The 11,728-nt window shown below is 41.0% G+C and carries 13 protein-coding genes, 2 tRNA genes and 1 rRNA gene; 3 read left to right on the top strand and 13 right to left on the bottom strand.

All coding sequences use genetic code 11. The annotated features are described in order from the left end of the window. Nucleotides 1-77: 77 nt before the first annotated feature. Both groL and groES read right to left on the bottom strand, forming a co-directional pair. Nucleotides 78-1,703, bottom strand: coding sequence for a chaperonin GroEL (gene groL / locus N667_RS0117110; protein ID WP_027410639.1), 1,626 nt, complete (start codon nucleotides 1,701-1,703; stop codon nucleotides 78-80). A gap of 70 nt (nucleotides 1,704-1,773) precedes the next feature. Beyond that, nucleotides 1,774-2,058, bottom strand: coding sequence for a co-chaperone GroES (gene groES / locus N667_RS0117105; protein ID WP_027410638.1), 285 nt, complete (start codon nucleotides 2,056-2,058; stop codon nucleotides 1,774-1,776). A 268-nt stretch (nucleotides 2,059-2,326) separates the two neighbouring features. Between groES and N667_RS0117100 the strand changes: the two genes are divergently transcribed. Both N667_RS0117100 and N667_RS0117095 read left to right on the top strand, forming a co-directional pair. Further along, nucleotides 2,327-3,052 carry a CPBP family intramembrane glutamic endopeptidase gene (locus N667_RS0117100; RefSeq protein ID WP_027410637.1) on the top strand — a complete coding sequence of 242 codons (726 nt, stop codon included), beginning with the start codon at nucleotides 2,327-2,329 and terminating at the stop codon, nucleotides 3,050-3,052. Nucleotide 3,053: 1 nt separating this feature from the next. Continuing rightward, nucleotides 3,054-3,251: a YdiK family protein gene (locus N667_RS0117095; protein WP_027410636.1), complete on the top strand. Its 198-nt coding sequence runs from the start codon at nucleotides 3,054-3,056 to the stop codon at nucleotides 3,249-3,251. Nucleotides 3,252-3,264: 13 nt separating this feature from the next. Here the strand turns inward: N667_RS0117095 and tatC are convergent, their stop codons facing one another. From tatC to moaC, 4 genes are read right to left on the bottom strand one after another with little or no spacing between them, the layout of a single operon-like run. Next, nucleotides 3,265-4,011 (bottom strand): twin-arginine translocase subunit TatC, encoded by a 747-nt coding sequence (gene tatC / locus N667_RS0117090; RefSeq protein ID WP_027410635.1) that lies wholly within the window; start codon nucleotides 4,009-4,011, stop codon nucleotides 3,265-3,267. Between the two features lie 23 nt (nucleotides 4,012-4,034). Beyond that, nucleotides 4,035-4,190: a twin-arginine translocase TatA/TatE family subunit gene (gene tatA / locus N667_RS0117085; RefSeq protein ID WP_035099242.1), complete on the bottom strand. Its 156-nt coding sequence runs from the start codon at nucleotides 4,188-4,190 to the stop codon at nucleotides 4,035-4,037. A gap of 1 nt (nucleotide 4,191) precedes the next feature. Further along, nucleotides 4,192-4,848 (bottom strand): redox-sensing transcriptional repressor Rex, encoded by a 657-nt coding sequence (locus tag N667_RS0117080; RefSeq protein WP_027410633.1) that lies wholly within the window; start codon nucleotides 4,846-4,848, stop codon nucleotides 4,192-4,194. A gap of 30 nt (nucleotides 4,849-4,878) precedes the next feature. Then, nucleotides 4,879-5,367: a cyclic pyranopterin monophosphate synthase MoaC gene (gene moaC / locus N667_RS0117075; RefSeq protein ID WP_027410632.1), complete on the bottom strand. Its 489-nt coding sequence runs from the start codon at nucleotides 5,365-5,367 to the stop codon at nucleotides 4,879-4,881. A 119-nt stretch (nucleotides 5,368-5,486) separates the two neighbouring features. Here moaC and N667_RS0117070 point away from each other — a divergent pair, with 119 nt between their 5' ends. Next, the gene (locus N667_RS0117070; RefSeq protein WP_027410631.1) at nucleotides 5,487-7,424 is read left to right on the top strand and encodes an ABC-F family ATP-binding cassette domain-containing protein; all 1,938 of its coding nucleotides are present in this window, start codon (nucleotides 5,487-5,489) and stop codon (nucleotides 7,422-7,424) included. Nucleotides 7,425-7,717: 293 nt separating this feature from the next. Here N667_RS0117070 and tsaD read toward each other — a convergent pair whose 3' ends face one another. From tsaD to rrf, 7 genes are all read right to left on the bottom strand, one after another. Then, nucleotides 7,718-8,731, bottom strand: coding sequence for a tRNA (adenosine(37)-N6)-threonylcarbamoyltransferase complex transferase subunit TsaD (gene tsaD, locus N667_RS0117065; protein ID WP_027410630.1), 1,014 nt, complete (start codon nucleotides 8,729-8,731; stop codon nucleotides 7,718-7,720). Further along, nucleotides 8,728-9,174, bottom strand: coding sequence for a ribosomal protein S18-alanine N-acetyltransferase (rimI, locus tag N667_RS0117060; protein WP_027410629.1), 447 nt, complete (start codon nucleotides 9,172-9,174; stop codon nucleotides 8,728-8,730). Before rimI ends, tsaD begins: the two co-directional genes overlap by 4 nt. A gap of 7 nt (nucleotides 9,175-9,181) precedes the next feature. Next, nucleotides 9,182-9,874, bottom strand: coding sequence for a tRNA (adenosine(37)-N6)-threonylcarbamoyltransferase complex dimerization subunit type 1 TsaB (gene tsaB, locus N667_RS0117055; protein ID WP_027410628.1), 693 nt, complete (start codon nucleotides 9,872-9,874; stop codon nucleotides 9,182-9,184). After that, complete coding sequence (gene tsaE, locus N667_RS0117050) at nucleotides 9,871-10,329, bottom strand: tRNA (adenosine(37)-N6)-threonylcarbamoyltransferase complex ATPase subunit type 1 TsaE (RefSeq protein WP_027410627.1); 459 nt, start codon at nucleotides 10,327-10,329, stop codon at nucleotides 9,871-9,873. Before tsaE ends, tsaB begins: the two co-directional genes overlap by 4 nt. 737 nt (nucleotides 10,330-11,066) lie before the next feature. Continuing rightward, nucleotides 11,067-11,142 (bottom strand) — tRNA-Asp (locus N667_RS0117040). A 7-nt stretch (nucleotides 11,143-11,149) separates the two neighbouring features. Next, nucleotides 11,150-11,226: transfer RNA gene (locus tag N667_RS0117035), tRNA-Met, on the bottom strand. Nucleotides 11,227-11,387: 161 nt separating this feature from the next. Further along, nucleotides 11,388-11,504 (bottom strand): 5S ribosomal RNA (gene rrf / locus N667_RS0117030). Between the last annotated feature and the right edge of the window lie 224 nt (nucleotides 11,505-11,728).

The following is an 11,728-nucleotide window of genomic DNA, read 5'->3' as shown; positions in this document are numbered from 1 at the left end:
AATCGGCACCAAAATGGCACCAAAAACGATATGGTTATGAGAAAAACCCCCTTGAAATCAAGGAGGTTTTTCTTAAATTACATCATGCCGCCCATGCCGCCCATGTCAGGCATTCCTGCGCCACCTTTGTTTTCTTCCGGCTTGTCAGCAACAACAGCTTCAGTTGTTAAGAACATAGCCGCAACAGAAGCTGCGTTTTGAAGCGCAGAACGAGTTACTTTTGTAGGGTCAACAATACCGCTCTCGATCATGTTCACCCATTCGCCAGTTGCAGCGTTGAAGCCAATGCCAGGTTGTTCATTTTTCAAGCGCTCAACGATTACAGATCCTTCCAAACCAGCGTTTTGTGCGATTTGGCGAACTGGCTCTTCGATTGCGCGAAGAACGATTTTCACACCTGTTGCTTCGTCGCCTTCAGCTTGGATCGCAGCAACTTTATTGTATACGTTCAATAACGCTGTACCACCGCCGGCTACGATACCTTCTTCAACAGCCGCACGCGTAGAGTTAAGAGCGTCTTCAATGCGCAATTTGCGCTCTTTTAATTCTGTTTCTGTCGCTGCACCAACTTTGATAACCGCTACGCCGCCTGCTAATTTCGCTAAGCGCTCTTGTAATTTTTCACGGTCAAATTCAGAAGTAGTTTCTTCCAATTGAGCGCGGATTTGGTTGATGCGAGCTTTAATGCGATCAGATTCGCCGGCACCTTCTACGATTGTTGTATGCTCTTTTGTTACAACAACTTTTGCAGCGCGACCAAGCGATGCAATTGTTGTAGATTTCAATTCGCGTCCTAAGTCTTCAGTGATGACTTCACCGCCAGTTAAAACAGCGATGTCTTCTAGCATAGCCTTGCGGCGGTCACCGAAGCCAGGAGCTTTAACCGCTACTGCTGTGAATGTGCCGCGAAGTTTGTTGACAACTAACGTTGCAAGCGCTTCGCCTTCTACATCCTCAGCAATGATTAATAATGGTCTGCCATGTTGAACTACTTGCTCTAATACAGGCAAGATGTCTTGAATGCTTGAAATTTTCTTGTCAGTAATTAAAATGTATGGATTTTCAAGAACCGCTTCCATTTTTTCAGTATCAGTGATCATGTATGGAGAAGCGTAACCGCGATCAAATTGCATACCTTCTACAACATCTAACTCAGTTGTGAAGCCTTTTGATTCTTCTAATGTGATAACACCGTCGTTACCTACGCGCTCCATTGCTTCTGCGATTAATTGACCAACTTCTTCGTCAGCTGCAGAAATCGCTGCAACTTGCGCAATCGATTCTTTGCCTTCGATTGGTTTAGAGATTGCTTTCAACTCTTCAACTGCAACAGCAACCGCTTTTTCGATACCTTTACGGATACCCATTGGGTTCGCGCCAGCTGTTACGTTCTTTAAGCCTTCACGGATCATCGCTTGAGCTAATACAGTTGCAGTCGTTGTACCGTCACCAGCAACGTCGTTTGTTTTGCTTGCTACTTCCGCAACAAGCTTCGCACCCATATTTTCAAATGGATCTTCTAACTCAATTTCTTTTGCAATTGTTACACCATCGTTTGTGATTAATGGAGAACCGAATTTTTTCTCCAATACAACGTTGCGTCCTTTAGGACCTAATGTCACTTTTACGGCATCAGCCAATTTATCTACACCGCGTAGCATCGCGCGACGAGCTTCTTCGCTGAATTTAATTTCTTTTGCCATGAACCATTACCTCCTCCAACAATGTAATATTTAAGTATTTTTATCTATGCTATTAAATCCGTATTTCAAATTAGCCAATAACAGCTAAAATATCGCTCTCACGTAAAATTAAGTATTCTTTGCCTTCATATTTTACTTCTGTACCAGCATATTTTGAGAAGATAATGCGATCGCCTACAGCTACTTCTGGAGCTACACGCTCACCGCTGTCAAGCACGCGTCCTGTACCAACTGCTACGACTTTTCCTTCTTGTGGTTTTTCTTTCGCAGTATCTGGTAACACAATGCCGCTTGCAGTTTTTTCTTCTGTCTGAACTAGCTCAATGACAACGCGATCACCTAATGGCTTTAACACGGAAAACAACCTCCTCAACAAAATTTTTAACTCTCATTTATTAGCACTCATCCCCATCGAGTGCTAACACAATTATAATATTAATGAACTTCCTTTTTTTTTGCAAGTAGAAAATACAAAAAATCATACAATTTTGCATACCTTTTTCATTATGTCACATTCCTATAAATATAAATCGTTTTCATAAAACATTTTGATCATTATTTTTCTGCAAGATGTGCTACAATACGAAAAGCATGATTACTTTTTTAGCAAAGGGGAATTTCCATTGAAACGGCAATATTGGTATGTCATTATTGCGTATATCGCCATGCAGCTGTCAAGCATAGCCGGTGTACCGCTATTGCTTTCTCTTGGCATCGGATCCAACTCTTCTAGCCCGGCTGCAACTGCCTCGGGATACTGGGCAGTTCTTAGTTTCTCAATCACCTTCTTTCTCGTTCTCATTTTGCTGCGAGAAGATATAAAGGAGCGTCATAACCGCTCTTACGTTCCATTGAGCATCGCATGGATGTGGGCAATTGGCGGATTCTTTTTAGCTTTATTTGCTCAAGGTGTCGCCGCTAACATCGAATGGCGCGTTTTCGGAATTGAAATGGGATCCGAAAACACAAAACGAATTGTCGAAATCATTCGCCTTACACCATCTCTGGTCATCGTTACATCCATTATCGGACCCATTTTAGAGGAGTTAATTTTTCGTAAAATTATATTTGGCACTCTTTATCATAAATATAATTTTTTCGTTGCCGCTACGATTAGTTCTTTATTGTTTGCGGCCGTCCATATGGAGTTAGAACATCTCCTTCTCTACTCTGCTATAGGATTTACATTTGCTTTTCTTTATGCAAAAACAAAACGTATTTTCGTACCGATTTTTGCACACGTAGCAATGAACACATTCGTTGTCTTAATGCAAACCGTTTTCGCTGACTACATTGAGCAAATGTTAAAAGAAACAGAAAAGATGCATTTTATATTTGGGGGCTTTTAATATGAGGACTTCACCGTTAAATACTGCACTCTTTTATTTTCTAATGGGATCATTGTTCACCTATTTGGCGATTGAAAGTGCTCATGAAACCATTTGGAACTTTTCAACCGTTGCTTTAATGGTAATGGCTACTTTAGATTTCGGCGTATTTTTGCGCTTACTCACGCTATATATGAGAATCAAAAATCAACAAAAATAAAGAGAGCTGATCGCTATTCTGAATCAGCTCTCTTTTGTTCTGCTAGCAGCACTTTCCGATACGCAATTTTAGAAATCCATATGCTGATTTCATATAAAATCGAAAGCGGAATCATGACAATTAATTGCGACATCACATCCGGAGGTGTAATGATCGCCGCTACGATCAATAAAATTAAATACGCATATCGCCGCCCTTTTGACAAAAACATCGGCGTAATAATCCCAAGGCGCGTTAAAAACATTACAATCACGGGCAGTTGAAATAAAGCGCCAAAAGGTAAAACAAGTTGTAACAAAAACTCAAAATACTCATTGATGCCAATGACTTGGTGAATGCCGAGCTGTGATGCTAAATCCTGCATAAACCGGACAACGAACGGAAATAAAACAAAATACGCAAAACTGACACCAGATAGAAATAAAAATAATGATAAAGGAATGTAGCTTAATGTTACCTTTCTCTCTTTTTCATACAAACCAGGGCTTACAAACGCCCAAATTTGATAGAGCAAGACAGGTGATGTAAGAACTAAAGCAATAACAAATGCAAACTGCATATAAATTTTAATGGGATCCGCTAATCGGAACGCATTCATCGTTAATTCTTTTGCTTCATCCGCTTTTTGCAAATATAAGATGACTGGTTCTACAAAAAAGAAACTTGCAATCATAGCTACGCCAAAAAACAGAAGTACAATAATAAGCCGTTTTCGCAATTCCCCTAGATGTTCATACACGGACATTTCTTTATCGTTCATACGAAACCATCCTACCATTATCCTTACGCTTTTTTATTGCTTTCCTCTTCCTCATCCGTCAATCCTTTTGTCGCATTTTTAAATTCCTTTAGTGACTGACCGAGCGACTTTCCGAGCTCTGGAAGTTTTTTCGTTCCAAATAACAATATAACTACAAGCAAAATAAGCAAGTACTTCATATTAATCTTTAGCTCCCTTTTCTTCATACGGATAGTTTTTTAGAAAATACACAAGTGATTGTAATTCAATAGCTAAATCAATGTGATGGACGCGAATGCTTTCCGGCACATTCAGGCGCGCAGGAGTAAAATTTAAAATCCCTTTAATCCCTTTCCGAACAAGGCGATCCGTAATAGATTGCGCAACATGAGCAGGGACTGTCAAAATAGCGACAGAAATTTGTTCATGAAGACATGTTTCTAGGTCGTTTAAATGATGAACAGGCACGCCCCCAACTTCAGTTCCTACCTTTGATTCATCAACATCAAACGCCATCACGATTTTTGTATTATTATTTTTCATAAAGTTATAATTCAAAAACGCCGTTCCTAAATTTCCGACGCCGACTAGCACTACTTCTGTTATTTCATCCTGGTCAAGCGTTTTTCGGAAAAAAGACAATAAATAGCTTACATTATACCCGTATCCCTTTTTTCCAAGCGCACCAAAATAAGAAAAATCGCGGCGAATTGTTGCGGAATCCACTTTTACAGCTTCACTCAACTCAGCGGAAGAAACTCGCTGCTTTCCAGACGCATGCAAATTTTTTAAAAAACGATAGTATAACGGCAGCCGTTTCGCTGTTGCCTGCGGAATTTTCGTTTGTTCATTATTCATGAATAAATCCCCCACATTCGCTTGAGCCATCTACTTTTCTTGGTATCGATAATGACCGGATTTTCCTCCTATTTTTTCCACCAGATAAGTTGGACCAATCACCATGCCTTTATCTAGTGCTTTGCACATATCATAGACCGTTAAAGCACAGATGGATGCAGCGGTGAGCGCTTCCATTTCCACTCCTGTGCTCCCTTTTGTTTTAATGGTTGCTAGAATGATCAACTCATAATGTTGGTCATTAATTTGCCATTCAAACTGAATATCAACTCCCTTTAGCATCAAAGGGTGACACATTGGAATAAGTTCCGCTGTTTTTTTCGCCGCCATCACGCCGGCCACTTGAGCAACTGCAAGAACGTCGCCCTTTTGTACTGTACGGTCCTTGATTTTTTCGTAAATTTCCTTGTTCACTCTCACGCTCGTTCGGGCGGTAGCTATTCGAACAGTATCGGATTTTTCGGTAATATCGACCATTTTTGCATGCCCTTGTTCGTTAAAATGAGTAAAAGATGTCAAAAAAATCTCCTCCACTTATAAACTATACACTATTTTTTCTCATCTGTCTTTTCCTACTTCCTTTTATTGCTCAAGTAAAACAACTTACGATACACTATTAGAACGAGAGGTGAAAAAACATGATTGTTTTACAAGTACGACAACTTTCTAAATACTTTGGTGCTGATCTTATTTTATCGAATATAAAACTGGAAATACAATCGAAAGACCGAATCGCTCTTGTTGGAAGAAACGGAGCAGGAAAATCGACATTACTTAAAATTATCGCTGGCGAAATGTCTTATGATAGTGGAGAAATTATTAAACCAAAAGATGTCACGATCGGTTATCTCGCCCAAGATAGCGGCTTGAATTCGACTCTATCGATATGGGATGAAATGATGACGGTATTTTCGCCGTTAAAAGCGATGGAACAAGAATTGCGCACAATGGAATGGCAAATGGGCGATCCCGATATTATCGCCGATCATAAACGATACGAAAAATTATTGAAAGACTACGATGCTCTTCAAGAAAAGTTTAAAGAACAGGGGGGGTATCAATACGAGGCAGAAATTCGCTCTATTTTGCACGGTCTTCATTTTTCCGAATACGATTATGCTAGCACCCCGGTTCAATCGTTGAGCGGTGGACAGCGAACGCGGCTTGCGCTCGGAAAAATGTTGCTGATGAAGCCGGATATTTTAATTTTGGACGAGCCGACCAACCATTTAGATATTGAAACATTAACATGGCTTGAGCAATATTTACAAACATATCCGGGGGCTATTTTGATTGTGTCCCATGATCGCTATTTCCTTGATAAAGTAGTCACACAAGTATACGAACTATCAAGAACAAGCATTAAAAGATATATAGGAAACTATAGCAAATATTTACAACAGAAAGCAGAAGATTTAGAACGCGAGTGGAAGCTATATGAAAAGCAACAAGAAGAAATCGCTAAATTAAAGGATTTTATTCAGCGCAACATTGCCCGCGCCTCGACAACAAAACGGGCGCAAAGTCGCCGTAAACAGCTCGAAAAAATAGAAATAATTGAAAAACCACTAGGTGACGACAAGACCGCTTCGTTCTCTTTTGATATTGAACGCCAAAGCGGAAATGACGTACTAATCGCAGAAAACATTTCGGTCGGTTACAATTCTGAAGAATCAATCATTCATAATATTCGATTCCGTATTACAAGAGGTGATAGCATCGCACTCGTCGGACCGAACGGAATCGGGAAATCAACGCTATTAAAAGCAATCGTTAACAAGCTCCAAGTCCAAAATGGCAGCTTTCGCTATGGAGCAAATGTACAAATTGGATATTACGACCAAAACCAAGCGGACTTGTCCTCAAATAAACGCGTGCTCAATGAGCTTTGGGATGAATATCCGCTAAAAACAGAAAAGGAAATTCGGACCGTATTAGGTAACTTTCTATTTTCCGGAGACGATGTTTTAAAACCTGTTTCCGCATTAAGCGGTGGTGAAAAAGCGCGGCTCGCCCTCGCCAAACTAATGATGCAAAAAGCAAATTTCTTGATTTTGGACGAGCCAACAAACCATCTAGATTTAGACAGCAAAGAAGTGCTCGAACATGCGCTGATTGACTATCCGGGAACGATTCTTTTCGTTTCCCATGATCGCTATTTTATTAATCGGATTGCTACAAAAGTATACGAGCTCAGCAAAGACGGAATTACGGAATACTTAGGCGATTATGATTACTACATTAACAAAAAAACAGAAATGCTTGAACTTGAACGCCTAATGTTAGAAGAGAAAAAGCAACAACAGAGCAAAGGTGCTGTTGGAACTAAACAACAATACGAGCAAGAAAAAGAAGCAAAGAAGCTAGAACGTCAACGAAAGAGAAGAATTGAAGAAGTAGAAAACGAAATTGGTCAGTTAGAGAAAAAAATCGCGGAAATCGAGCACGAGCTATGCGATCCCGATATTTATCAAAACATTGATAGGCTACAGCAGCTTACAAAGGAAAATGAACAATTAAAGCAAACATTGGAAGCACTCATTGAAGAATGGGAAACATTGCATACATCAATATAATAAATAAACCAGCTCTCATTTTCATTTATCGTGAATAGAGAGCTGGTTTCAAATCTAAATATCCACAATTTTCTTCACATACATTCCTTTAAAAATCAAGTTATTCACCAATTTTTCCACAATATCCACAAAAAACTATAAATATATTCACAAAAAAATGTGATTAATTTTTTATTGATATTATTAACCACGAATAGGTTTTCCACATTATTCACAATATGTGGATAACAATATTCACAAGAAATGTTTTTTTACAAAAAAATCCTCTTGACAACAAGAGGATTTTTTCCTTTCTATTCTAATTCAAGGCTCGGATCAGCATTTAACGCCATGTTCGCCCGTCTTCCTTTCTCAAATAATACCGTCCCAGCAGCCGCAATCATGGCTGCATTATCTGTACAAAGAGAAAGGGGAGGGATCACTAGCTCCACTTCTGTAAGTTCACTCATCTTTCGCTCCAACTCTGCGCGTAATCCCTTGTTCGCCGCGACTCCGCCCGCTAACAAGACTTGGCGCACTCCATATTCTTGCGCTGCTTTTACCGTTTTCGTCACTAAAACATCGATCACGCTTGCCTGAAAGCTCGCCGCCATATCTTTTGGTTCAATTGTTTCACCGCGCTGCTCTGCATTATGTAGCGTGTTAATGACCGCTGACTTTAATCCGCTAAAACTAAAATCGTAAGAACCTTCCTCCAACCATGCCCGTGGCAAATCAATCGCTACATTTCCTTCGTGAGCTAATCGGTCTATATGCGGCCCTCCCGGATATGGAAGGCGAAGGGCTCTTGCTACTTTATCATACGCTTCTCCTGCTGCATCATCACGCGTTTCCCCGATTACTTCAAACACCCCATGCTCCCTCATATAAATAAGCTCTGTATGTCCCCCAGAAACAACGAGCGCCAACAATGGAAATTTCATTTCAGTTACAAGACGGTTGGCATAAATATGTCCAGCGATATGGTGGACCCCAATTAATGGGAGTTGATGAGCAAACGCTAACGCCTTCGCTGCATTCACTCCGATCAAAAGAGCTCCAACAAGTCCCGGCCCTTGCGTCACAGCAATTGCATCGAGCTCAGAAAAAGAAAGACGGGCTTTGTTCATCGCTTCCTCAATAACAAGTGTTATTTGTTCAACATGGTGACGCGAAGCGACTTCTGGAACAACCCCACCGAACCGCTTATGGCTTTCAATTTGCGAAGCAACGACATTCGAGAGAACTTCTTTACCATTCTTCACCACAGCCGCCGCTGTCTCATCGCAGCTTGTTTCAATTCCAAGTACATATATATCTTTGTTCATGTTAAATTCACCCACATTACAAGTGCATCTTCTTGATTATCCGGATAATACTGCTTCCGAATACCCCCATTTAAAAATCCCAATTTTCGATACAATGATTGTGCGACATGGTTGGAAACACGAACTTCTAATGTCATCGTTACCGCCCCAAGCTGTTTAGCTGTTTCCATCATCGTTCTCATAAGTGCCTCTCCTAATTTTTTGCCGCGATATTCCGGCAACACCGCCACATTCGTAATATGTGCTTCATCAATGACAACCCACATGCCGCAATAACCGATGATGCGTCCATCGTGCTCCATTACAATATATTTGGCATACTGGTTATGGACCAATTCGTTATAAAAGGCCTCACGGCTCCAAGGAAGCGTAAATGAAGCTTTTTCAATTTCTAATACCCCATCAATATCATCGAGTATCATCGAACGAAAGTTAATATCCATCACTGCTTTACCCCTTTTGTTTGGCAAGCCAATTTAGCTCCGCTTCAGCTAAACGGACGTAATTCGGAACAAAGGAATGAACTTCCTCCCGCTCTTTATTCATACCGAGAAAAGCAAGCTCGCTTGGGCGCGGTAATTGCATGGAAGGAGGGGCAAACATGGCTAACGGACCGAGCGCTTCGATCAATATATCTTTATGTAGGCCAGCATCGCTGCCTAAAAATAAAACTGGCTCATTTTTTTCTTTTAGTGATCGCGCCCATTCGTTTGAGAGTACAATTCGGTCGTCCTCCACACATTTTAGTTGCTCTTCGTAATAGCGATATAGTCCCGTATAAATTTGTCCTCTTCTTGCATCAAATAAAGGACAAATAAACCCATTAAAATAGCGCCCATTGGCCGCAAGCGCTTCAAGACTCGATACACCGACAATAGGAATGTTTAATGTCCAAGCAAGCGTCTTAGCGACGGTTACGCCAATTCGCACACCCGTATACGAGCCTGGGCCTTTCGCTACAACAATCAAATCGAGTTCTTTTGGAGCAACATGGCAATTAGCCAATAATAATTCGATAGCAGGCATCAAACGGGTAGAGTGATCTTTTTTAATATTGGTCACGATTTCCCCTTTGATTATATGATCTTCAACTAATGCAACTCCCATCACAACATTTGATGTATCAATCGCCAGTACTTTCATGCTTCCATGATCTCCTTGCACAACTGTTCATATCGTTTTCCAATCGGCTCCAACATAACTTTCCTTGCTGATTCTCCGTGATGATAAAGATGTATGACCAACAATTCATTAGGAAGCTGTGGCTTAATTAAATGAGCCCACTCAATGACTGTTACCCCATCACCTTCGAAATAATCATCAAACCCTAGATCTTCAAATGTATCCTCTAAACGATACACATCCATATGATAAAGTGGAAGCCGCCCTTGATATTCTTTCACAATCGTAAATGTCGGGCTGCTAACCGTCCTCTTAATTCCTAATCCTTTCGCTAGCCCTTTCGTAAATGTTGTTTTTCCGGCGCCCAAATCTCCTTCTAACGCAATCACATCTTTTTCCTGTAGTTTTTCTGCTAATTTAGAGGCAAATTCCATCGTCTCATCAGGGGAATGCATAATCAATTCGTAACGCATAATCTGTCACCTAACTTTAATAATGTTGCCCTTTTATATAGGCATGGAACGTTTTCGCTGTAGTATTCAAAAACCGAACAGATTGTAGAAATTTTTATAATATAAGCGCTGCATTTATAGCCTGCGCTTGAAATTGTATCATATTACGGCAAACAGGTGCTACTTTTTAACCACGAAACTTAATATCATTGAAAATTTACTGGACAGGAATTGGTCATTGAGGCTTGATTGTAAATATAAGCTTGTTCCGCTTAAGCTCCTCTTAAAGGTTGGAGACTTCTCGGTGAATATTTTCAAAAAAGAAATAGGGGATGATTTCCACGGTGGAGAAGAAGTTGTTTTATGATTTTAGGATGTTAATAATATCTACAAATCCGTTTTGGAAATTTTGCACAAAATTACCTGACGCCTTCTACAGGCTAGGATATAGTATGGCTATTGAACTTATTTTAACATATCTACTGAGAAATCTCCCACCTCTCAACGAAGTGTAGATGAGAGAGGTTCATTTGGAATTTACTCTATAGAGAACTCGTGTTGTCCTATTTTTAGGTAAATAACGACTGCAGCCACAGTACAAAACATCATTGTATTATGGAACTATCACAAATCGAGCAAATTAAAACACCCTTAAGAGGCTGAACCCTTAAGGATGTTCGCAAAAAGTTTATTAAAAAGGGGGAATGGGCAAAAAGGCATAAAAAAAAACACGAAACGCCATTGTTTCGCTACCAGTGTGATGGCGGTCCCGACGGGACTCGAACCCGCGATCTCCTGCGTGACAGGCAGGCATGTTAACCACTACACTACGGGACCATTTAGTTGGTTGCGGGGGCAGGATTTGAACCTGCGACCTTCGGGTTATGAGCCCGACGAGCTACCGGACTGCTCCACCCCGCGATGATCAAAAAATTAATAAATTCTCTATGCTCTTTTCTTCCTAACCGTCCCGCTCTCAGTGTGCTTATTCAAGATGTAACTCGAGCGGTACGCTGTTGCCATTTCAGGGGTGTTGATTCGACCGTGCTCCAATCCCGCGGTAATATTGAACAAATAATACAGCCTAGCGACGTCCTACTCTCGCAGGGGCGCTAGCCCCAACTACCATCGGCGCTGGAGAGCTTAACTTCCGTGTTCGAGATGGGAACGGGTGTGACCTCTCCGCCATCGTCACTAGACGGTCTGAAGGATGGTTCCTTCAAAACTAGATAACAGTGAAAGGTTGAAGAAAGGATGCGGTATTTCCGCTTTTCGTGTTGTCTAGCTTCGGCTCCTAGCCCCTCGAATCGCTTCTGTCCTGCTGCGGCGGCAACAGCCTCCTCGCAGGCCTTCCGCTCTCTTCGTGGCTATACAGTCGCCTTCGCTTTTCTTAATTGTCTAGTTCCGGCTCGCTGCCGCTTTT

The organism is Anoxybacillus tepidamans PS2 (assembly GCF_000620165.1).
In the GTDB taxonomy this organism is placed as follows: Bacteria; Bacillota; Bacilli; order Bacillales; family Anoxybacillaceae; genus Anoxybacteroides; species Anoxybacteroides tepidamans_A.
The sequence above is the reverse complement of the archived record's forward strand: the minus strand, read 5'-3'. Positions and strand labels throughout refer to the sequence as shown.